Raw genomic sequence first — 21,984 nt, forward strand, 5'->3', positions numbered from 1 at the left:
GCTACAAGGGATTGGTCAAAAATACCGCTCAGATGTTCTCGCTGTTCGGGCTTGCCAATTTGCTGTTGGCTCGCCGGTGGCTATGCAGAACAGGCAGCCTAGTTGCGCCTTGAAAACAAGAAATGAGGGTAATAATGCAAAAAATGATGCGATTCAGGTCAAAATTGGGCAAATTATCGCAATATTACATGATCACTCGGCTTGATCTCTACTGCGCGATGAGTTATTCAGCGTTTCCTTAATAATAAGTAAGAAGCAATTTAGATCAATCATTTCTGGCTGACTTTATCGTCAAGATGTTCGATTCTGACTTTGGCCACCCCGTGCAGGCCGATTTTCTTTGCGGCACCGTGGGATAAGTCGATAATTCGGCCTTTTTTGAAAGGTCCGCGATCATTGACGAGGACATCGACATGGCGGCCATTGTGCAGGTTGGTAACTCTGACTTTGGAAGGCAGCGGAAGCGTTTTATGGGCTGCGGTTAAACCATGAGGAACGAAACGCGTACCCATGGCTGTGCGATTGCCTGATTCTGAACCGTACCAGGATGCATGACCGACTTCCTGATATCCGACAGCTGATCGCATCGGATAATAGGTTATCCCTTGTACTTTATAAGGTTTGTTGTAAGGGGCGGTAAGATTAGGCGCTTGATCACCGCGTATTTCCGTCGATCGCTGCGAAGTGCCGGAAAACATGGAAGCACAACCGCTTATCAAACCGGCGGTCAGCAACATTAAGCCAATTTGTTTGCGATAGACAGATTGCTGCATAGCGTCTTTAATACAAAAGTTTATATACGCAGATCATTATAACCACATCCTGTTGCAAATATCCATTGGGCGGGTCTTTGTCCTGGTAACAAAATTTTGAATCCGCTCTAGTCAATCACATTATGAAAATGGATTGTCTCAGGTGCGCGTTGCAAATCGGCATGGCACGGATACCGTGATTGCAGAGGTTGAACGCATTGTCTCGACGGGTTTTATCCACTGCGCAGGCATAGCGATCATTCGTAGTTTTGCTGGGATCAATCTGATCGGCATGGATATCGTTGAAGTTGCGCCTGCTTATGATCACAGCCAGATCACGGCACTGGCCGCCGCGCATATCGCCTGCAACCTGATTTGCCTTTACGCAAAACTTAGCGGCTTGTTAAATCTACCCGGTCACTGAAAAAATGGAAAACGAATATCAACCGGCGCACCATTAATTAATGGTGTTTCTACCGGATTGATAAATTCCAGGTGAGCCAATATGGCTGATCGAGGGTATTCTAGTAAATTAATGCCGTCAGCCGGTGATTTTTGAGTCACGCCTGGAATAGAGGTAATCCGAGCTTTGGCAGCTTCTCCGTTGGGAAAAATTACCGTAACGATCTGATCAATTACCACATAATCCTGATATTTCGGCGGAATAAACGCGCTGATATGTGCTTTTTCAGGAAAGATGATGTCTAAAAATGGTTGACCTTTCCCTAGATATTCTCCGGGCTGCACAAATAATTCTGTGATTAATCCTTCTGCGGGCGCTTTAATAAGTAACTGTTTCTTCTGAGCTTTAATTTGTTCCAGCTCTAAATTTAATTGACTAATCCGGCTCGCCATTTGAAGAGTATCTGTAGGAAACCCTTGGTCTCGTCGTTGCGACCTTTCATGCAGCACTAAACTCTCAAGCGCACCATGATATTGGTTACGCGCTGTTGCAACTTCAGCTTGTGTGGCTGCGCCCTGCTTAAATAATGATTCATATTGATGCAAACGATTTTGATAGAATTTTTCCTGTTCCTGGGCAAACTTCAACAATGGCATAGACTGCAACGCCGCATTGCCTGATTGGTGCTGTAGCTTGTTTCTTTCCTCACTCAGAAAATTAATTTCAGTGGTTAGCCGCTGAAAACTATCTTCCAGTGGCAAATTCTCCAATATGGCCAGCTCTTCACCCTCTGTCACCGCATGCAATGATTTGACAAATACCTGCTTTACATAGCCCTCAATCGACGCGCGCACGATGATATGCGGTACCGTAATGCGCCCGTCCGCTTTGACAATCAGCATTTCTTGTAATACCAATCCAACCAGATATAGCAAGGGAAGGCTAGAAACGACTAAAATCAAATACCAGCGCCACGGTCTTCTAGAGCGTTTTGCTTCCCCATACTGAATACGTATGCCCCGGTCGTCATTCGGTATCCTTTGCTCTGGTTGATTAAAGCGGATTTTCATGAATATATATTTCCCAATCTTTCAATGATTGAATGATAAGTCCACTAAAATTTGAGGCGCGCAAATGATAATCAAGCTGTTGCATTGCGTCCCTAAAAAATGCTTGCGGCTTGTGTGCATAGCTGTTTTCTACAGCTAATTCAGGCTCCAGGCTCTGAGCAAGGCTAAACATGAGTTCTGGATACTGTTGCATTGCCGATTTCATTGTCATTGCAATACTGTTTAAATTCATAGAGTAATACATTACCGTGATTTCTTTTACACCACTCTCTCTCAATTGACAGGGTATACATAAGTCAAAGGATGTTTCTTTCGCCAGATAACGGGGATGAATACTCATTGCAACCGGCCAGGGAGAAATACGAGTGGCTTGACGAATTGTTTCTATAAACTCTTCCAACTTATTTTTTCCAGCTAATTCTCCGGGAAGTTGATCGGGTTCGATATCAAGATGTAATCCATCAAAATGAATAGATTTTAATCGCTTGATAATTTCCAGTAACCGCACACGCTCTTTTGGAAGAATCCAATCTGGATCACCCAGTAATAATTCAATTTTCACGCCCCGATGCTTAGCATCCTGCAAGAATTTATTTAATGCGGCGGGATGAGAAGCAATTGATGCAATTTGCTTTTCATTTAAAGAAAGCAATAGGCGGTTTATTCCCATTGACTGGCTTTTTTCCCAAAATCCAGGCTGGCCTACAATATCGTCATAATTCCAGACATAAACTGAGAAATTCATTGATGTTGAATTCGATCGGCTTACTGTCGATCGATCGTTCGAATTGGCTAATTTCAGTGGCTTTGTTTCTTTCGCCATTCGCTTCTCAAAAAACTGACCAGCCTTTTTCAGTGGCTCAAGCATTCCAACCAGATCCGTGTCAGCACGCGCGATTTCACTCGTGCTGCCCGGTGTAGAAACAAATTGACGCAGACGAACATGCAGCTTCCACTGTTCAGCCTCCGCTTCCACGTATTCAATGGCAGTCCTGTAATACGTATTAATAGCTTGAATATATTTTTCGAAAACATCTCCATCCAATGATTGCAAGCGTAAATACCGCTCGCGCACAGATTCCCGGGTTGCATCAAGCCGGGTTTGCTGAAATTTTATTTGTTGCATGAGCTGTTGATAACGGCCTAGCATAGATCTGAATTCCAGATTTAATTCCTGATCCCGCCGCGTATACTCAGCTTGAAAGCTAATAAGTTGACTGTTTAAACGCGATTGTTCATTTTTTCGATAGCTAACGATTTCAAGCGGCATCCTAAAATTGAACCCCACCGCCCCCCCATATCCCCATTGCATTGAATCAGGAGAAGGATGTGGTATCGCGGGTCCGCCGAATGCAACGACTGATAAATCGGAATCAATCCCTTGCCAGTTTTGTGTTTCCCTGACCTTGCGTAAATTATCTATTTGAGTTTGCAAAATATCCAGGTCAAGCTGCTTGATATCATAAGCTAAGTTACCCGTTATCTCGTTTAGCCTGGGTTTAATTGCCTCAAAAGGTGCGACGGAAGTATTCGTTAAATGCGCTAACCTCATTAAAGCTTGTTCTTTGTTGTTAATAAATTCTAATCGCATCCGCTCTGCCTGCTCAAAAGCAGATAGAAACTCGAAATAATCTGACATGAGTAGTAATCCCGTTTCATGCCTCTGCCGCAATGTTTTTTCGATGCCTGCAATGCGCAGATGAGTATAGGCATGATTCAACGCCAGCATTTTCTCAGCGCTCCAATAAGCCGCGTAATTCTCTTCTATAAACAGTGCAGCTAATCTTTTGCTCCATTCATGACGGACATTCTCAATTTTGACTTGGGTTTCCGCATCCCCAATCGCACGATCTTGTCTTTCAGCACTGCCCAGCAAAGGGTAACGCAAACCGATACGGGCCATGGGGTCAAAGAAGTTACCGAAAGGCTCTCTTGCAAATGGGCTTTTTTGATAACCTCCTGATATGCCGCCAAATACCTCCCAACCCTTCTGTGCTTCGTTAGCCCGCAAATGAAACTGCTGTGCCTCAAGATCTGCTTGTGTCTTCAGAACGGAAGCTGCCTGATCCAAATGCGAATAAAAGTCCGCAAGTGTTCTGACTTCAGCCCCAGCACTGATCGGCAGCAAAATGAACAATACCTGTAACAGGTACCAATGAATCTTCATTGTTTACCCTTTTTCAGAACCCACCAGGGAGCCATGGCAGAATCTAAGTGACCTTTGTTGAACATTTGATTGAGAAGAGCAATCGCACTCCAGAGACGCGCTATGAACAGAAATAATGGATAAATTGGCAATACCAAAAAGGCGTTACAGTCTTCCCATTTTCTGTCAGAAAGGACCGCAAGGTATAAAACAAATTGAACCAGTATCAGACCTAAATAAAAAAGATAAACTAATGCTATGCTGGCTAAAAAGAATGGCAATGGTTGGGTGATCGCCATATAGATCGTGTAGAGCACAATGGTAAAAGGCATAATGATCTGAAACAGGATGCCGTACCAAAGTATAAATAGGAAGTTACCCCAACCCATGATTGAAGGGGAAATCCCGCGCTTGTGCTTATTCGCATAGGTATACCAAAGATCTCCATCCCATCTTAATCGTTGTTTCAGAAAATCACTGAATTTTTCAGGTGCATCGGTATGCGATACGGCACCGGGCTCATATTCAAACCGGAGTTGTGGATAACGTCCTTGATATTGCTTAATGCGTAGGGTTAAATCGAGATCTTCAGCAGTACCCGTATTCCACCCCCCAATTTGTTGGAGAAAAGATTTCCTGAAAATGCCAAAAGCACCGGGTATGTTATTAATCACATTCAGATTCGTCAAACCCAGCTTGCCGACTTGCAAACTTAACATATACTCTAAGCTTTGCAGCCGAGTTGCTAAAGATTTCTTCGCATTACGCACACGCATGGGTCCCGTAACAGCAACAACATTGGCATTTTGAAAATGCAAAGCAGACCGATAAACCATTTGATTATCGAATGAGGTATCGCCATCTAGCGCAAGAAACACTTCACCACTCGCACGGCTCAATCCTGCGTTGAGAGAGGAGACTCGACCACCTCGTTGAATCTTTGCAATAATAATAAATGAACGTCTGGGATAGGATGAAATCCGCGGGATGAGATCTTTCAGCGCTTGATAGGTCGCTTGGTTTTTTTGGACTCCGTCGACCATCGCGATGATCTCGATGTGCCCTGGATAAATCTGTTCCAATAGCGAGATAACCGTATTCTGCACTGCCTTTCCTTCCGCGTAACAAGTAATGGCGCAGGTAACGCGGGGGGTAGCAGGTGAGATAAAAGGTATCTCATAGGTATCTTGTGTAATATAACGAAAAATTCCCAACCAGGTCATAAAATACAATGGTAATTCAAGGAATAACACAAACGGGACAAATACAAGCAAATAGGATATCGTGCCTTGATCTTGTAGCAGAAAGACCAGCAGAATCTGTCCGGTTTGTGTCAAAGTTTGCATAACTTAAATTAACTCACCATATAATCGAGCAAGCAATAATTCCGCAGTTTCTGACTTTAGTATTTGAGAAGAGGCAACGCTTATGAAGCGGCAATCCAGTTTCATATCACCCTCTGCTTGCAATAATTGCATACTATTTTCGATACGTTTTTGGAAGCTGCTGAGACCTTGTGCATCGGTATGCGGCAATAATAGCCACAGCATATTTTCAGCCGTACGTGTCGATAAATCAGGTGTACGAAGCATACTACGCAGCCGCTGCGCAAAAGATTCAAGCATTTGCAATAGCTGCGTATGCCCGATAAGATCTATCAGCTCTATCAAATTTAGAAAATAAATACCAAACAGGCTGAATGTTATATCCGGGTAGCGTCGAGATGAGATCAATAACCAATCCAGATCGTGAATGAATAAATCTTTAGGGATAAAGTTTAATTGATCAAAGCTCGTTGCAATGTCAAAAACTTCGCCACGCACAGCAATAATCCTTCCCCTATCGCTTAGCTTCCAGCTTCGAATCCGGTTTGAAGCGAGATCATTCGGCATCATTTCTTTTTCACAAACGGTACAACGCGCTAATACATTTGGCTCTACAAATGTTTGGTGGCAAACATGGCAGCTATGGTTCTCGATCGGGCGGTCGTAATCACTCCCAATGTGCCGTAATTGGGTATTGCATTTTGGACAAATGAGCGCGCCACTATGGATAAATTTTTCCTGCACATCGACACATCCGCAGGTAAAACAATGTAAAGATGCCTGTAGCTCAATATCAATTGCATGGCAGCCCGGGCAAATATCGATAAAGCTTAAATGAGAGGAATGACAAAATGCACACTCCCTTTGCCGGTCTATCAGCGCAACGGGTTCCAGTAACTTAGAAGCAGAGAGACTCTGTAACCATTCAAAGGAATCGGATTTATCCTGACTCAGCGCTTCTAATAAAGGATAACGGTACAATCGTACATGCTGCCATTCCTGGTAGGGATGGAGAATGAAATTCGGCCGTAACCATAGGTATTTAATTAATCGCCCTAAATGTGAAATATGCACTTCACTATTATTGTATGCACTGAAAAGATCTAAGAATTGATTAATGATCTGTTTTAATTGTGGCGGTTGCGGTAATTGCCCGTCGACAAGACTGCTATAAGATGCAGGGACTGACTCCGTTACGAAACATAAAGATGCAAAAAGATCTTCGTCTCTCCGTATTTTGTCCAAAATAGCAGCAATGTAATTTGGATCACTCCCAGTGATTATTACTACCGGCGAGAGGATTCTCTCTTTTTTCCACTCAACGTAATCGTGAAAAACATGCGTTTCAAAAGAAACACTATATTGATCTAACAAATTGGTTTTTTCATGTGAGAAGAATACCAGCTCATCACTCATGTCGAGTGATCCTAAACTTAATGATTTATTTATCATTTATTCCCTCAAAAATATTTGTAGGAATTATAGCATCAGGAGCTATTAAGTTACCTCTAAATAGTCACCTAAACACCTGGTATTTATAAAGTAAATCTGATTACTGGCGATCTTTCGAGTGAATACTTCTAAACAAAGATGCTCATACTAAGCTGCACATATCGCTTGCGATCTGATTTGCCTTTATGCCAAACGAGAAATAGAGGTGTTGTTAAAATCCAATTGATGAATGCATGTGTTAACCAGTTGTAAGGTGAACTGATATTCAGAATACAGCCAGATATCCGGTTTTGGCAACACTAAAAAATATAACGCAGACTCCATTGCCTTATACCCTGCCGCGTAAATACTGGATATTCAGCACGTGTATAACCAACAAGAAGCCATGTATCGTTTAAAGTGTCAGCGTTGTGATCACCGTATCGTCAGTATTCACCAACCCCATGTACGCCCCATCGTACGTGGCAAAGTGGGACGTCCTCCCAAGATAACAGAAGATAATCGAGCGCAATTTAAGCAGCTACAAAAGCAACGGCGTGAAGACTATCGGCAGCGTATACCAATTGAAGGTAAGTTCGGACAATCGGACAAGGCAAAAACGGCTATAACCTAAATTACATCCGTGCCAAAACAGCACGTACCAGCGAAGCATGGATCAATAGCATCTTCCTGGTCATGAACCTGATGGTGTTGTTGAAGGTTTTTATTTGCCTTTGCGCGCGCAGCTATAAATATTGCCAATTGATGTTTGGTTGCTGCTTAAATATATTTCAAAGCATCAAGAAAAGATCAGGCTACAGTCACAATGTCTGCTGACTTTCTGGGGAGACTCTAAGTATGAATCTGGACATACAGGGTTCCAAACAAACCCAAGTTATCCCGAGAAGTAAGTGGACTAATACTTAAGTTAACAGCCCTCGAAGAACAGTATAGGACTCCCGCTGGGCACAGATGTTGGAATCAGATTGCAGAGTGATTTTGGCCGCGCCTTGGAATCCAACAAGCCATCACGAACAAACACAACCAAATCGAAGAACTCCCTTGGCGTCAAATCAATCGGTGCCGCAAGCAGCGGATCGAGGGTTGCCAGAACTGGTTCTACTGGACCAAGAGAATAGGTCAGATCGGCATCCACTCCCGCACTCTCCGGGTTGTATCCCCTGGCTGATTTAGCCACGTTCAGATGATGCGCGATGGCATCTTCGAGGCGCGTAAACGCGCCATTGTGGAAGAACGCTGGCTGCAGAGCGACATTGCGTAAGGGAGAAGTCCGGAAATTATATCGATCAGCCGGATTCCCTGTGACCTGCTCCAACCCGAAGTCCTCATTCTCGCCAGGGCCATCGAAGATCATATTGCCAAGGCCCACTCCGAAAGCCGGTGCAATCTGCGGCACGCCGATGTTGTGCATCTCGAAGTCACTGAACATCTCATTCGATTTACCGGTAACTGTATGGCAGGCTACGCAATTGCCTTTGCCGAAGAACACTAGTGCTCCACGTTTTTGCGATTCAGTCATCGCGTTGTTCTGGCCTCGCGCAAAACGATCGAGAGGAGCATTGGCTCGTATCAGGGTGAATTCGAACTCGGCGATCGCGCGACCGAACATCGTAAAATCGATCGGTGCACCAGCGGCAACCTCGGGGAAAGATTTGCCGAATAGCTTACGATAAGCCGGAGTTTCGTTTAGCCGCTTAAGTACCGCTTGGCGTATCGGTTCGTTGCGGAAACCCGATCCATCTGGATCAGGCACGATGCTTCCCATACCGTCATCGAACTTGTCGAAGCGCGGTCCGATCTTTCCGGCCGTGCCGGTAAAACCTGCTACCTCTACCAATTCCGTCGGCGGTATATGCGCTTGAGCAATCAATAAATGGGTGATGGATGGATGATTCGGTAGAAACTGGGTCGTGCTTTCTGGAGGAGGGAACGTGAAGCCCAGTGCATTATTGAAGGGATCGCCGGAGGTTGCAATAAAGCGCCCATTCCACATCAATTTCGGGTAGAAGGCTGTGTTGATCACTGTCGGCGTGCGGCGCTGGTTACGTGGGCCTGCTCGGTTCGGACCAACTGTCCCATTGTTTTGTACGCCGATGGCGATCGACTGCGTGTCGCCCATTCCTGCTGCTGGCGCGTGGCAGCCGGCACAGGTGTTGTCGTCGTGCAATCCGCCGAGGGTGTCGAAGAACAGCATCCGCCCCAAGCCAGCGAGTTTCTGGTCGATCTTACGCCCCAATCGCTTCTCGAGCGTCGATTCAATCCTTCCTGTGAAGCCAGCGCGTTGCAATTCGGCCTTCAGTTGTTCATCAAGTTGCAGGAACATTTCCTCCTGACCGGCAACTGCGTGCGCAGTCACGCCAACTGCCAAGGTCGCCACAACCAATAGCGCAACAAAGAAACTCTGAACCGAACTTAGCCGATCGGAAAGCATACGATAGAGCATTGCGATCTTTTGTGTGATTTGAATTTTCATGATTAACCTCTCAGTTTCGGAACCGAAGATAATATGCCGATAGAATTTAAGGAAGCTCTGATTAAGTTGATTACATTCATGGTTCGACAAGCTCACCACGAACGTAATCAATATATTACCGTTCGTGGTGAGCCTGTCGAAGGACTTAATCAGAGCTTCCTTAAGATCTATTTTCTTTACATTCTGTTTATTCCTTCAGGACTAAAAAAGGTTCAAATATAGTAAGAATTCTCAACACCTTCCGCTTTATGTCAGTAACGAAGAAAAATGATCAGGAAAAGCTGTTAGTACCGGTTGGAATTTGACCAAGTCAATCCACGTATCCTGCCTAATTTTCAGGCAGGAGCAAGCAAGGGTTGATTACCATGGTCATATATGCAAAGATTCGACGGAATTTTTCCGTAAAAACCTATCTATCAGAGAAGCTGCGGGATAGAACCATCTCAGTTTAGTCAACTTACCCACAGCAGTGTAATACGCTATGCCACTATTATTCCTAGTCAATTTAAACCCGGCGCCAACAAGTATTCAGTTGCATTAAAATGAAGTTGGACATCGTTTAAACAAATCTAGAAACGCACATACAACCACCACAAACGAATCGGTTTGCAGCCTCCCACCCTGATTAAGTTGTCAGATGCCATACTCTTATATGCGCTTATCCGCTTCTGACCTAATGTTGTCTGTATTGCTTATTTGGTCTTTGCTGAATAATTTATAGAATGTTGGCTCATTTGCATTTGCCAATAGCTTGAAAAGTTCTTGTTTAGTTAAACTGTGTTTTAGTTGCAACAATAATGCGGCGAGTCCTGAAACATGAGCTGTAGCTAGGGAGCTGCCCGAAACAAAGTCATAGGCACCCTTGGGTAAGGTGGTTAGTATTTCTTCCCCGGGTGCAGATACAGTAAGAGTATGATTTTCAGACGATGATTGAATAGCCTTGTTGCTTAAACATCGAACCCCAATGACACCCAGTTGCTGTGCCGGAAACCCAGACTTTTCATCATCGCTGTCAGGCTGCGAAGCGATGATTAAAATACCTCGTTGCATGGCTTTTTCGATTAATCTGGCCAAGAGCGGATCATGGGGGCCAGTTAAACTTAAATTAAGAATATCAGCCTTCATCTCAATTGCGGTATTGATAGCTAAGGCCAAGGTAAAACTATTACAAATTGCCTCTAAACCGCCAGTTTTTATTCCCCAGCAGGCTTTCAATGCGATCACGTGACTATCGGGCGCGATACCGACAATACCTTGCCCATTATTTGCTTTGGCCACTATAACGCCAGCTATTGCCGTACCATGATTATCACCGAAAGAATCCGATGATTTTTGTGCAACAAAATCTTTACTCTGCTGAATTTGTCCCTCTAAATCCGGATGCTTTGTGTCAACACCGGTATCAATAATCGCAATAGTTACATTTTTGCCAGTAGTCTGGCTGTGTATTTCGGCTAAATTCATCGAATGAATATTCGTTTGCAGACGATAATAAGGATCATTGTATTTGTCCGCCATGACTTTAAAAGTGCTCATCGTTTGGACATTATCGATCCGATTGTCATTTGTTAGCGCGTTGATGACCTCAACAATAGAGTGATCTTCACTAACCAGAAATACCACGCAATGTTCACCAATTTCTCTGATGGGCCATTGAGAAAGAATTTTTATTTTGTAATCCTCCTCTATGCTGGCAGCTACTCTTTTGCTCCAAGTTGAACTGCTGTAATCCCCCCTTCGGCGATATGTCTGGTTCACTGCCCCAATCGGAATGCGATTTATGTGCTTATCAGCATAGGTCACTAAAATGATACGGCCTGCTTGTTCGGTATCAAAAAGTTGAGAGTCAATAGATAATTCCTGTTCAGCCTTGGCTGGTAATGCAACGAGCATTACTATTAACAACAGAAAAAAAATTAAACCAATTCTCACTTGAATACTCAGCATCATTTTATGATCCTACCTAGTCAGAAGAAGGTAACTCGTGAGACAGTTCAACGAAAACAACAAGCAATTTTTTTCGTAATTGTGAAATGGCATCATTAACTTCCAGAGAATCAGATTGCCGATTGCCGATTTGAACTTCGTAAATGCCATTTTTAGATGGTCCTTTAATGATATGGCCTGAAACACCATTCAAAATGGCTTCAATTTGTTCTGTGCCTGAATGTTCTGCAAAAACAATACGTATGATATTGTTTTTGTGTTCGCCTTCAGCCGGATTGGCTAGTGTTCTGTAATTGCCTTTCAACTCAAGATCATCAGTTGATAGATTTAACATAAACGGCATTGCCAGCAATAACAAGCTTGCCGCTAACGCAGTGTATTTTACAAAGCTAGGAAACTGATGCGAAAAATTCTTTTGCTCTCTTTCTGGCTTGGCTTGTTCAGCAGATGCACTCAGTTTGGATTGTTCTCGCACGCGCTTTTTCAGCTGAGCAAAAGAAACCTGCGACACCTGCTGCAAAAGATCTGGCTGCTGTATCTTTTCAAACAATTGTTGTTGTTGATTTATTTCGATTCTACAGGTGACACAAGTTTTAGCATGCTTCTTTACAAAATCTTGTTCGGCAGGGTCTAAAGAATGGTTAACATACCAAGGTAAAAGGTTCCATACTTCTTGATGCTCGCTTTTACTAGTGATTTTGATATTTGTAAGTGCCATATTTAACTCCCGCCGCTAAGCTCTGGAAGAACTTTTGCCAAAATTTTTCGCGCATGAAACATTCTTGTTTTAACTGTATTTTCAGGACATTGCATAATTTCTGAAATCTCACTGTAATGCAAGCCCTGATAATATGTCATTTCTACCACGGCACGCTGCTCCGTAGACAATTTATCGAAAGCAGCTTCAAGCCAGTTACTGGTTTCCAATTGAGCGGTCCATTGCGCACCTCTGTCAGGAAAATAATCCAGTTCGTCATTCAATTCCACCGAACGATCCTCTCTTATCTGGCTTTGTACTGTACTTTTCAGTGCCTTAAAATAAGCAATACCCAAGATCCATGTGGAGGGACGGCACACTTGATCATAAGTGGATGCTTTTTCCCAGACCACATACATGACGTCATTAATAATCTCTCCAATACAGTCCTGACGTCTTGTGATGTGGAATATAAACTGAGATAACCTAGTAAAGTAGATTTGATAAAGTTGTTCAAAGGCATGCTCATCCCCAGTCGCGATTTCTGCGATCAAACCTCGCTCCTTATCTTGCTGCGCTTGCGAGCTAAAGGATCTTTGCATTTTTAACTCTGGCGACGCATACATGTTGTTTCATAAATCTAAAATGTTAATTTTTAAGATTTTAATAATTTTGATCTGTTTATTCCTCACAACGAAAAAAAAGTTCACGACTCACAAAATACAATCTAGAAATTAGAATCCGACTGTAATAGAAAACACAACACGGTTGTCAACAACATGGGGATGGAATTGCCACTGTGAAAACGATGCTTCCTTTTCAGACGACGCGTAACTACCACCGTAATAACGCACATCGATGCCAATATTACGGGAGAAATGTACAGTTAATCCGGAAGTCCAATAAAGATAATCATAGCGCAGAACCTTCCTCTGGTCATTGTAACCAAAGGTACTGGATATTTCGATCGATTCGGTGATTGGATAACGGCCTGTAATCTCGGAATTGAATGACATGTGGTTCTGCTGATAGCTATTTTCTGAAAAATTTAAGTTGACGGTCAGCAAGTCCCGAAAATGACCATATAAATAGAATTCATTGTAGTCAGACACTTGACCAAATATCTTGCCATCATAGATATAGCGGGTCCATGCCGTATTAAATCGCAAATCATCCGATAGCTTATAGGCAAAACCTAGGTATGGCCTGAATTCTGCGGTGGAACGATTATCGAACCCATGATCGGCGAAATTAACTGCTGATACAAAAGAGCCGAGGTAAATACCCGATTTAAATTCATAATCAATACTCGCTTGTAGTACGGGTTTTCCATCACTCTTAGAATAGCCACGCCAAATATAATCAGTAGCACCGGTAAAGCTACTACTTAATTTTCCGGTTAATTCGGCAAAACAATCAATGGAGTAAGTTAGGATTAGCAATAGCAATAATAACTGATAACTTAGCCGTCTTAACCGTAGTTTGAATTTTTGGGTGCATGGATAACAAAGAATCATCAAAGAATGTTTGAGAAATACAATTATTTAATATTTATATGAGTAATTTGTTTTGAACCCAGAGAAATTAAACGAGCTTTCAAGCGATTGTGCAAAGGTACAAAGTACATTTAATTCATTCACGAGCCGACATGAATCTGCCTAGTTTAGGCAAATATTTTTTAGGAATTTTTAAACCATTTGAACCTTCTCTTGCTGGGATGGAATAAACGATTTGTAAGACAGAAAAATTATTTCTTATCTTAATTCTTTGTCTTATATTGATTTGAGCATAATTCTTCCACATTTGCATGTGAATTATATGCGAAAAATTAAAAATAACTCACTACATACTGATAGTGGAATCCAAGTAATTTGAATTCTCAATGGAGAAAAATAAAATGAGATTATCAATGATTAAAACTTCAACGGCCTTAGCTGCAGTTTTAGCAGTATTCGTGATAACTACATTACCTGTCTCAGACGCTAATGCTGCTGATGTCCGCGTAACATGCGAAAAAAGATCAGATCGGTCTAAGGTTTCTGTCGATGGCAATAACCTAGCCGCTGGCAACTATATTGCCAAAATAATATCTGGCAGTAATACAAAAAAATCTGTACCCAAAGCCACTACCGGTGATGAAGTAGAATTCGATTTCGATAGCGATCCAGGAGATGTGGCTGCTGGCGCCACACGGATAGGTCGTGGCTTTATTCAAGGTCAAGTAACCGGGCAACTGATCAACGAGCAAGGATTTACTGTCGCACAGGCTACCAGAACCTGTCGTATGCGTTAAAGAACGGTCAGCGGATGTTTCTGTTTTACTCTAATTCATAGAGGTGATCCTCCGGTAGTTATATCGGAGGATTTACCAAGACTTGGTCTTTGCATCAGTCTATATGAATTTCTGATCTCCACAAACAGAAAGGGGATGTACGATGAAAGAATATTGGAATTTGAGCAATATAAAATAAAACTACAAAAATCATAAACATAATTCTGGAATAAATTACACAAAATATGTTTTTGGTTAATTAAAGAGGGCAACTCTCTATGTTTGAAACATCACAATTTAGAAAGATTGTTAGCGCAATCATTTATTTCACAACAACTCTGATCTTTTTATCAGTAAACAATGCTTCCGCAGATGGCAACCAAGTCAATTTCGCACTTACAGATAATCCAGGACGCTGGTTTGATACCGGATCTGTAGTTGCAGGTAATCGTTCGATTGCAATCGCCTCTCCCGGTGTGAGAATCAATTTTTCTGGCAACTCCAATACAGTGCATACGAGAACCAGCTTGATTTATCCAACCGGTGCAGCGGGTATGCCATTTAATACCGATCCCAAGAAAGGAGGTGATAGCCTAACGCTAACAACACCGGGGTTGTATGTTTTTACCTGCAGCATCCATCCTTATATGTTCGGCGCAGTGATTGTGGATGATCCAACCACCAGTGGTCTGGATCTTGGATCTTCACTCAGCTTAGTCAATGGAATTACAGTTCCGAGCAGTAGCGATCTGGCAACACGTCTATTGCGAACATTCTTTATCGCAACCAATCCGGCTAACTGGCAGAATTACGCAAGTAGCGCGCCGTGGCATATAACTTATCCGGATGTTGATGTGCGCGTGGATATCGGAGTTGTTAATCTACCCGCTGTGCTAAACGCCCGTTACGGAAATGATATCAATCTGGCGGCGCTTGTAAATCCAGCGACCCCCGGAGTAGGTGAAATCTGGGTAGCTACGCAGTTTGAAACGACATCAGGAAAATCAAAACCGGGAACAGTATCGGCGATTGACGGTTCTTCCTGGCAAGTAACGCGTAAAGTAGCGCTACCTTCAATCCAGATGAACAACCCGCATAACATGTGGACAGACAAGAATCAGAGCGTTATCTACGTAACGCAATGGTTTGACAAGAAGCTGACGGTTTATGATCGCCAAACGGGTGCGCTGATCCGTAATGTATCTGTCGGTGAAGCACCAGCACATGTGATGACTCTGACCGATTCGGATCGAATTCATATTACCAATAACGGCGATACACGCACAGACTCTGTGATGGAACTGACTCCTTTTGCTACCCAGATACTGCGCAGGGTGGATATTGGACGAGGCAACCCCCATGCGCACTGGATGAGCCATGACGGCAAAATCATGGTAACGCCCAATGTCATTACAGGCGATACCACGCAATACAATTTCAAGACAAATGTTATAGAGGCTATCTTGCCATCGGGGACTCGTCCATTTAGCCATCCCTTAGCAACGGGCATGATGCCGGATGCCAGCAAATATTATGTTGCCAATCTGCTGGATAGCACAATTACGGTCGTGGATATGAATACACACCACGTCATCAAGCATATCAACCTAATTGAGCACTACGATCCGTTATCAGGCGCCATTTCCGGCCCTGTGGGTGCATTACCAATTCAGACTCCTGTCTCACCGGACGGAAAAAATATGGTCACAGCCAATACGCTGACAGGCACAATTACCATTATCGATACACGACCCAATTTGGCTACAACAGATGAAATTGTTGCGATGTTGGCATGCGATCCCGGTTGCCATGGTGTGCAATACGGGGCTAAGAAAGGAGGCGGTTACTACGCCTACGTATCAAGCAAATTCTCAAACAGAATGCTGGTGGTTGATCCAGATCCAAATGGTGATGGAGACCCGTCCGATGCCAGGATTGTAGGTAAGGTGGGACTTTTCTCGGCGAGTACAACGCTGAAAGATGCCAGCATAACAGGCAATCCAGGAATGGGCGGGCAAGGTATTTTGCCGATCCCGGTGGTTTATAACGGTTGGGTTCAGAATCTACCTGCTTCCTGGAGGAATCAGCTGACACCAGCACAGCAAAATCCATTTGTAACTAAATAACAGATATCAAAAGTAACCTCGTAAGACCATTTAGGATCAACACGGCGTATTACTACTTTCACTCACTTATATATTAGGAGAAAAACATGAGTTCAGGACATGATGATTCATCCAGCAGCGACAGCCATAAATCCTTTAAATTTGACATTGTAGGCGGCAAGGTAACTGCGGCATTTGAACTGGAAGATGGCGTATGGAAATCTAAATCAATTGATGATGATGGCAGCGAAACCTATGACGTAGTAGGAAGTGAAGTCATCCGTACCGAAGTTAAACCGTTTGGTACTGAGATCACCCACTATGCTGATGTGGATGGAGATACCGTTTATCTACGTGTGTCCGAACAATGGAAAAGTTCTTCAGGTGCCCCTGATGACGGACATCACTTTAAGTTTGAAGATCACCTTTCATTTTCGCCGTCAGATGGTGATGACAATATTGCAGTACGCGGCGGTGAGGATTGCCATGGCGGGCACGGAGCTGATGATTTCGTTATCCGTGAAGCAGCGCATTTGCGTATCGCAGACTTTAATTCACTGGATGACCACGATTCCTTGGTGTTTGACACCGGTCTTGGTCTCACATCAATCGCGCAGCTGGCTAGTTTTGTTACAAATCTCCATCACGATGGTCAAGATTTCATCGTTCACTTTGGCGATGATGTATCGATCACGCTGGTTGGCGTACAACCGGACCAAATTAGTTGGGATGATGTCAGTGTGTTGAGCTAATTCCAAGCAAAGAGGGGGGGTCGTCGACCCCTCTTAATCTTGCTTCTATAAATGCACTTCTACGCATCACACTGCGCACTTTTTAGCGCGTGCGGCGTCACATCCGTCACATTACCAACTTCCTGAAGTAGAAAAACCTTCTGCCTCCGCTGTGCCTTGCTCCGCACCTCAATACTCGAATTGGGTGTAGCAGGTAATTCACCCTAATACGAATGCCGGAAAGGCGCAGGATTTCGGAGTGGGTATCAGTTGGTATCTCAATCGCAATATTAAATTCCAATTGGATTACAATCAGACTCACTTTACCAGCGGCGCGAATGGAGAAACCAATCGGCCTGAAGAAAAGGTTTTGTTTTCACGCATGCAAATCGCATTTTGATTTTCTTAACCAATTACACAATACGCACTGAACAGATTCTTCTTGCCTAACATACTAAGTAAGATAGTGCTTGAAATCGATCCTTGATTCGTTTACCGTCTAAGTCAATTGCCAATCAATAAGCTGGATTGGACATTCACCAGTCAAAAAGGACTAAGAGAGCAATATGTTCAATTTAGGTTCCATGCTCAATTTAGGCTCCACCGAGCCGGTCGTAGGCAAGGCGCATACTGTAGTAGCATGTTCGGCCACAGCGATTTTCCAGTATCTCGGAGAAGGTTTGTTTCAGAACTATCCAAAATGGTCACCAGAAGTTAAAGAGCTTGAGCAAATCACTCCCGGACCAATAAAGCTGGGAACTGAAGGGCGGCAGGTGCGTATCGACCAAGGACGCCGGACAGAATCTAAATTTAAAATCTCCGCATACGAACCCGGCGTACGTTTAACACTTATCGGGGTGTCTGATCCTTTTCGCTGTACGTATGAATTACAGGCTATCAATCCTGAGGAATCAACCAAACTGACATTTTCTTTTGAGCTGCTTGAGATTCTGACAATCATGCGGCCGTTTGAAGGATTGGTTCGCGTTGCCATCAAAGAGGGTGCTGAGCGAACGGTTCAAAATATCAAACGTTTGGTTGAAGCAGAAAGATCCGCAAAAATTTCTGCCCAAAAGGAGGACTGATGGAACAAGATACTTTTCCCACTATTCAGGCACCACGAGTCGATGATCGTCCGGTATGGGACGTAGTCTTCGCGGTTTATGGCTATCCAGCGTTACTGCTGGCGCATCGGTTGAAAGTTTTTTCTTTGCTGGCGGATGGTCCGCGCACATTGGCCGATATTTGCAATGCGTTAAGTATTAAGCAACGCCCAGCGGAGGCCATTCTGACCGTAGCGACTGCCTTGAGTTTCTTATCATTGCAAGAAGAGCGTTATTCTCTGACTGCTGTTGCAGAAGAATATTTGCTGAAGAGCAGCCCTAATTATTTCGGTTTTTTTTGGGATCTGATGATCGACAATTATCAGGTATCTTCCTTTGCCAGCCTGGAAAAAGCAATTCTGACCGATTCTCCACAGGCTTACGGCGGTGGTGATATTTTCAAGACGCATGAAGAGCAGATCGAATTGCTGCACCGCTTCACTTGCGGCATGCATAGTATGAGCATGGCTTCAGCGCTGGTGTGGCCGAAGGTATTGGATTTTTCCCAGCACCGGGTGATGCTGGATATCGGCGGCAGCTCAGGCGCGCACTCGATTGGCGCAGCTTTACGCTTGCCCAATCTGCAGGCGATTGTTCTGGATTTTGCTCAAGTGTGCGAAGTGGCTGAAGGGTACATTGTTGAGTATGGCTTGCAGGATCGCGTTAAAACCTATGAAGCCAATATTTGGTGTGATCATTGGCCGTCGGCTGACCTCCATTTTTTTTCAAATATGTATCACGACTGGCCACCGGAAAAATGTCATTTTCTGACCGCGAAAAGCTTCCGGTACTTGGAATGCGGCGGACGTATCGTAATTCATGAAATGCTGTGTAACGACGATAAAACAGGACCTTTCGCACCGGCTGCATTTGGCATGATGATGATGGGCTGGACCGAAGGAAAGCAATACTCCGGCTCGGAATTATCAGCGATGTTGAAGGAAATAGGATTTGAAGAAATTCAAATCCACAAAGCCTCTGGCTATTACAGTATCGTTACCGCCCGCAAACCCTAGCTCTTGCTTATACTTGCAGGCATTTTTCGAGCCGATCAGGCTAGGCGGACCAGACGGGAGCAAACTATCAATTTGCGCCTTCATCCAACAACGCACCCACCAGTTTCGCCTCGATTTCCTGGTATTGCGGATTGTTGTTACGAACGGCGGAAGGCTCTTGCCAAGAGGGATTCTGGCGTAAAGCACTGGTCAGTTTGCTCCAGTTATCGGGTAATTTTTCACTATCCGCTTTGTCCACATGCAAAGTATCCTGCGCGGCATGACCACGGTGCATTAATTTATTCAGCAGGTGTTTTTGGCGTAGATACAATACTTGCAGGGTGGTTTCGTCGGCACATTGCCACTGCGTACCTTTAACGGTTGCTTTAATTTCATCGCCATAGCGCTTGAAGGTCGACCAACCGGCACCGGCAATGGCACCCAACGCAGTGGCTGCGCCCAGGCTCATGCCACCAACCATCAAATCAATACCTGCTCCGGCGGCGGCACCCTTGGCGGCGGCGCTGCCGACATCGAGTCCGTACGCTTTGAGTATGCCGGGGGCGAAGATGTCCAATTGCCAGTGGCCGTTGCTGACCGGAATTTTCTGGATCGCGACATCTTTTTCCGAAAAATTGAAAATGGATAACAAGTCGTGCAGACAATGCTGTTCGGCTTTCCGGACAAACTCATGCAACCGGTCTTCGAGCAGTGAATGCGCGATCAGATTATTTTGGGTCGATTTGCTCTCGCGATAGCAGGCCACATTCACAATCAACGCAGCAACCCGTTTGGCGCCGGATAAACAAAGCTGGATCCATAATTTGGCGCGGTAATCAATCAGCTTCTGCAGCCGGTCGTAATGGGATTCCACCAAAGTCTGCATTTTCTGATACAGGCGCTTCTCCGCCTCAAAAGTAAATGCAACGGTATCGAATTCCAGCGTCGCATGCATGTGAAAAACTGCCAGATGCTCGCGCCATTTCGCCAGCTCCCGGTCATGCCCGGCGATAAAGTTAAACACCGGGAGAATCGGTTTGGCCGATTGCGTAAGTATGTCCAGTTCCAGGCGATACTTTTCCAGGAAAGGCTCACGTACATCAATGATATAGAGCAGAATATCGCTGCGTAACACTTGCCGGATGACTTTTGCTTCCTGCTCGAGCGGATCATTGACGGCAACATGCGTCACGAAATGCTCCAGTATCTGCACCGGTGACAGCAATTTCGATTTTGCAGCCAGCTTTTTGATATGTGCGGATAGCGCCCGTGAGTCTTCCAAACCGGGTGTGTCGTACAAATTCAGAATCGGTTCGTTGTCGGCGGATATCGTCGCCTGCTCGACATGTCGCGTGGTGCCTGCACCATCTTCAATAACGCCAAATTCGGTGCTGCGCAGCATGGTGCGGATCAGCGATGTTTTACCCGTATTGGTATGCCCGACGACGGCAATATTCAGCAAAGCATCGGTATGCGGGCGATGGGGATTCTTTACGATCATAATTATTGGGTAATCACATGTTCTGCGGGAATGCCGCAGGCTTCCGCCAGGCGGAACCAGGCAAACTCGCGCGCATTGGTAACCGGGGCCGATGGCTTGCTCAAGAGGATTAACCAGGGTTTTCCGTTACTGCTGTCGACCAGCTCTTTGATCAGGCGTTGCACACCGCGATCGGGCAAACGATGTGCGGCCACACCCAGCAATAACGGACCATTGAGATTTTTTATCAATGCAATGGCTTCGTCGTGAGAATCTTGGTCGATGATGTTCAACCGGCAGGTTACTGATTCCGGCCAGTTTGTTGCTTGATCCAGTTCAATGCCAAAAGCCTGCGCATTCGATGGAATGGCGACATTCGCTGGCGGCAGGGTAACTTCGGCGGGTTTGACGCCAGCCAGCGGATCGGCATCAATGACCTCGGCTTTCACTTCACGTGCCATCAAACGCTGACGCAATTCAATATAGTAGGGCAAATAAAGATCCAGCTTGAACCGGTGCTCACTCCATTTTTGCATGACGAGCGAGAGGCCGAGCACCAAGAGACGCGGGAATATGCCATAGACCAGTAACGCACCGATTAGAAAAGTAGCCCAAGCCATTCGGGTTTCCGCATCCTGCTTGCTGACCCCTATCCGGCTGGCGACGGTTTGCGGGTCATCCGGTATTTTTAATCCCATCGCTTCCAGCGGCGTGCCGAGAATCTGCGTGAGTCTGGGCAGTGTGCTGTCCGGCAGCAACGTGGTGCCCCAGATAAAATTATATTGTTTGGCCAGCATGAGTAATATCAATAACACCATGCTGGCAATCAAGTAGGTTAACCAGAATTTGTGCGTGAGTACGCTGATGCGCCACTTGCCGACATCGCCGGTTAAGCAACTCTCCCACCAGGCGTGCGATGCCAGTGAGGCAATCGTGGGATCTTTCTTGTGCCGGTAAGGCAGCCAACTGGCCAATTGCGCGACAATGCCGCTGCTTAAACTTTGCAGATTCAGCGTAATGCCCGAAATCCATA

19 protein-coding genes and 2 pseudogenes are annotated in these 21,984 nt (G+C 44.7%); 8 read left to right on the top strand and 13 right to left on the bottom strand.

Going from position 1 to position 21,984, the window contains the following annotated elements; genetic code table 11:
* A pseudogene (locus QZ942_RS06215) lies at positions 1–113 on the top strand (IS5/IS1182 family transposase); the annotation flags it as partial.
* A 156-nt stretch (positions 114–269) separates the two neighbouring features.
* Here QZ942_RS06215 and QZ942_RS06220 read toward each other — a convergent pair.
* Positions 270–773: a septal ring lytic transglycosylase RlpA family protein gene (locus QZ942_RS06220; protein ID WP_292993822.1), complete on the bottom strand. Its 504-nt coding sequence runs from the start codon at positions 771–773 to the stop codon at positions 270–272.
* A gap of 142 nt (positions 774–915) precedes the next feature.
* Here QZ942_RS06220 and QZ942_RS06225 point away from each other — a divergent pair, with 142 nt between their 5' ends.
* Positions 916–1,176 (top strand): arginase family protein, encoded by a 261-nt coding sequence (locus QZ942_RS06225; protein WP_292993823.1) that lies wholly within the window; start codon positions 916–918, stop codon positions 1,174–1,176.
* Here the strand turns inward: QZ942_RS06225 and QZ942_RS06230 are convergent.
* Genes QZ942_RS06230 through QZ942_RS06245 form a run of 4 tightly spaced genes read right to left on the bottom strand, consistent with a single transcriptional unit; the run spans position 1,170 to position 7,148 of the window.
* The gene (locus QZ942_RS06230; protein WP_292993824.1) at positions 1,170–2,225 is read right to left on the bottom strand and encodes an HlyD family efflux transporter periplasmic adaptor subunit; all 1,056 of its coding nucleotides are present in this window, start codon (positions 2,223–2,225) and stop codon (positions 1,170–1,172) included. The genes QZ942_RS06225 and QZ942_RS06230 overlap by 7 nt on opposite strands.
* Positions 2,209–4,392: a TolC family protein gene (locus tag QZ942_RS06235; RefSeq protein WP_292993825.1), complete on the bottom strand. Its 2,184-nt coding sequence runs from the start codon at positions 4,390–4,392 to the stop codon at positions 2,209–2,211. Before QZ942_RS06235 ends, QZ942_RS06230 begins: the two co-directional genes overlap by 17 nt.
* On the bottom strand, positions 4,389–5,717 hold the full coding sequence (locus QZ942_RS06240) for a glycosyltransferase (RefSeq protein ID WP_292993826.1): 1,329 nt from the start codon (positions 5,715–5,717) through the stop codon (positions 4,389–4,391). Before QZ942_RS06240 ends, QZ942_RS06235 begins: the two co-directional genes overlap by 4 nt.
* Positions 5,718–5,720: 3 nt before the next feature.
* Entirely contained in the window at positions 5,721–7,148 is a 1,428-nt protein-coding gene (locus tag QZ942_RS06245; protein ID WP_292993827.1) for a diguanylate cyclase, read from the bottom strand.
* 320 nt (positions 7,149–7,468) lie between these two features.
* On the opposite strand from QZ942_RS06245, the pseudogene QZ942_RS06250 reads away from it, so the two are divergent.
* Positions 7,469–7,847: pseudogene (locus QZ942_RS06250) on the top strand (transposase); the annotation flags it as partial.
* Between the two features lie 208 nt (positions 7,848–8,055).
* Here the strand turns inward: QZ942_RS06250 and QZ942_RS06255 are convergent.
* The 6 genes from QZ942_RS06255 to QZ942_RS06280 form a co-directional block, all read right to left on the bottom strand.
* The gene (locus QZ942_RS06255) at positions 8,056–9,732 is read right to left on the bottom strand and encodes a cytochrome c peroxidase (protein ID WP_292993828.1); all 1,677 of its coding nucleotides are present in this window, start codon (positions 9,730–9,732) and stop codon (positions 8,056–8,058) included.
* 537 nt (positions 9,733–10,269) lie between these two features.
* Positions 10,270–11,571: a S8 family serine peptidase gene (locus tag QZ942_RS06260; protein WP_292993829.1), complete on the bottom strand. Its 1,302-nt coding sequence runs from the start codon at positions 11,569–11,571 to the stop codon at positions 10,270–10,272.
* 13 nt (positions 11,572–11,584) lie between these two features.
* Positions 11,585–12,286 (bottom strand): zf-HC2 domain-containing protein, encoded by a 702-nt coding sequence (locus QZ942_RS06265; protein WP_292993830.1) that lies wholly within the window; start codon positions 12,284–12,286, stop codon positions 11,585–11,587.
* A 2-nt stretch (positions 12,287–12,288) separates the two neighbouring features.
* Positions 12,289–12,867: a sigma-70 family RNA polymerase sigma factor gene (locus QZ942_RS06270; RefSeq protein WP_292993831.1), complete on the bottom strand. Its 579-nt coding sequence runs from the start codon at positions 12,865–12,867 to the stop codon at positions 12,289–12,291.
* A gap of 132 nt (positions 12,868–12,999) precedes the next feature.
* Positions 13,000–13,707 carry a TorF family putative porin gene (locus QZ942_RS06275; protein ID WP_292993832.1) on the bottom strand — a complete coding sequence of 236 codons (708 nt, stop codon included), beginning with the start codon at positions 13,705–13,707 and terminating at the stop codon, positions 13,000–13,002.
* Positions 13,708–13,897: 190 nt separating this feature from the next.
* Entirely contained in the window at positions 13,898–14,074 is a 177-nt protein-coding gene (locus tag QZ942_RS06280; protein WP_292993833.1) for a hypothetical protein, read from the bottom strand.
* A 100-nt stretch (positions 14,075–14,174) separates the two neighbouring features.
* Between QZ942_RS06280 and QZ942_RS06285 the strand changes: the two genes are divergently transcribed.
* The 5 genes from QZ942_RS06285 to QZ942_RS06305 all read left to right on the top strand — a co-directional run bounded on the left by QZ942_RS06285 (position 14,175) and on the right by QZ942_RS06305 (position 19,492).
* Entirely contained in the window at positions 14,175–14,558 is a 384-nt protein-coding gene (locus tag QZ942_RS06285) for a hypothetical protein (protein ID WP_292993834.1), read from the top strand.
* A gap of 257 nt (positions 14,559–14,815) precedes the next feature.
* Positions 14,816–16,663, top strand: a complete 1,848-nt coding sequence (locus QZ942_RS06290) for a copper oxidase (protein ID WP_292993835.1) — start codon at positions 14,816–14,818, stop codon at positions 16,661–16,663.
* A gap of 86 nt (positions 16,664–16,749) precedes the next feature.
* Complete coding sequence (locus QZ942_RS06295; protein ID WP_292993836.1) at positions 16,750–17,394, top strand: hypothetical protein; 645 nt, start codon at positions 16,750–16,752, stop codon at positions 17,392–17,394.
* A gap of 545 nt (positions 17,395–17,939) precedes the next feature.
* The gene (locus QZ942_RS06300) at positions 17,940–18,458 is read left to right on the top strand and encodes an SRPBCC family protein (RefSeq protein ID WP_292993837.1); all 519 of its coding nucleotides are present in this window, start codon (positions 17,940–17,942) and stop codon (positions 18,456–18,458) included.
* Complete coding sequence (locus QZ942_RS06305; protein ID WP_292993838.1) at positions 18,458–19,492, top strand: methyltransferase; 1,035 nt, start codon at positions 18,458–18,460, stop codon at positions 19,490–19,492. Before QZ942_RS06300 ends, QZ942_RS06305 begins: the two co-directional genes overlap by 1 nt.
* A gap of 67 nt (positions 19,493–19,559) precedes the next feature.
* On the opposite strand, the gene QZ942_RS06310 is transcribed toward QZ942_RS06305, so the two are convergent.
* Positions 19,560–20,972 (bottom strand): GTPase/DUF3482 domain-containing protein, encoded by a 1,413-nt coding sequence (locus tag QZ942_RS06310; protein WP_292993839.1) that lies wholly within the window; start codon positions 20,970–20,972, stop codon positions 19,560–19,562.
* 2 nt (positions 20,973–20,974) lie between these two features.
* The coding region (locus tag QZ942_RS06315; protein ID WP_292993840.1) for a DUF2868 domain-containing protein at positions 20,975–21,984 on the bottom strand (1,010 nt) is incomplete at its 5' end.

The organism is Nitrosomonas sp. (assembly GCF_021731985.1).
Lineage (GTDB): Bacteria > Pseudomonadota > Gammaproteobacteria > Burkholderiales > Nitrosomonadaceae > Nitrosomonas.

Bases quoted from the DNA above. Each gene is read 5' to 3' on its own strand.
- QZ942_RS06220 (WP_292993822.1), bottom strand. From the start codon at position 773: ATGCAGCAATCTGTCTATCGCAAACAAATTGGCTTAATGTTGCTGACC.
- QZ942_RS06230 (WP_292993824.1), bottom strand. From the start codon at position 2,225: ATGAAAATCCGCTTTAATCAACCAGAGCAAAGGATACCGAATGACGAC.
- QZ942_RS06235 (WP_292993825.1), bottom strand. From the start codon at position 4,392: ATGAAGATTCATTGGTACCTGTTACAGGTATTGTTCATTTTGCTGCCG.
- QZ942_RS06240 (WP_292993826.1), bottom strand. From the start codon at position 5,717: ATGCAAACTTTGACACAAACCGGACAGATTCTGCTGGTCTTTCTGCTA.
- QZ942_RS06245 (WP_292993827.1), bottom strand. From the start codon at position 7,148: ATGATAAATAAATCATTAAGTTTAGGATCACTCGACATGAGTGATGAG.
- QZ942_RS06260 (WP_292993829.1), bottom strand. From the start codon at position 11,571: ATGATGCTGAGTATTCAAGTGAGAATTGGTTTAATTTTTTTTCTGTTG.
- QZ942_RS06265 (WP_292993830.1), bottom strand. From the start codon at position 12,286: ATGGCACTTACAAATATCAAAATCACTAGTAAAAGCGAGCATCAAGAA.
- QZ942_RS06270 (WP_292993831.1), bottom strand. From the start codon at position 12,867: ATGCAAAGATCCTTTAGCTCGCAAGCGCAGCAAGATAAGGAGCGAGGT.
- QZ942_RS06280 (WP_292993833.1), bottom strand. From the start codon at position 14,074: ATGCAAATGTGGAAGAATTATGCTCAAATCAATATAAGACAAAGAATT.
- QZ942_RS06285 (WP_292993834.1), top strand. From the start codon at position 14,175: ATGATTAAAACTTCAACGGCCTTAGCTGCAGTTTTAGCAGTATTCGTG.
- QZ942_RS06290 (WP_292993835.1), top strand. From the start codon at position 14,816: ATGTTTGAAACATCACAATTTAGAAAGATTGTTAGCGCAATCATTTAT.
- QZ942_RS06295 (WP_292993836.1), top strand. From the start codon at position 16,750: ATGAGTTCAGGACATGATGATTCATCCAGCAGCGACAGCCATAAATCC.
- QZ942_RS06300 (WP_292993837.1), top strand. From the start codon at position 17,940: ATGTTCAATTTAGGTTCCATGCTCAATTTAGGCTCCACCGAGCCGGTC.
- QZ942_RS06305 (WP_292993838.1), top strand. From the start codon at position 18,458: ATGGAACAAGATACTTTTCCCACTATTCAGGCACCACGAGTCGATGAT.
- QZ942_RS06310 (WP_292993839.1), bottom strand. From the start codon at position 20,972: ATGATCGTAAAGAATCCCCATCGCCCGCATACCGATGCTTTGCTGAAT.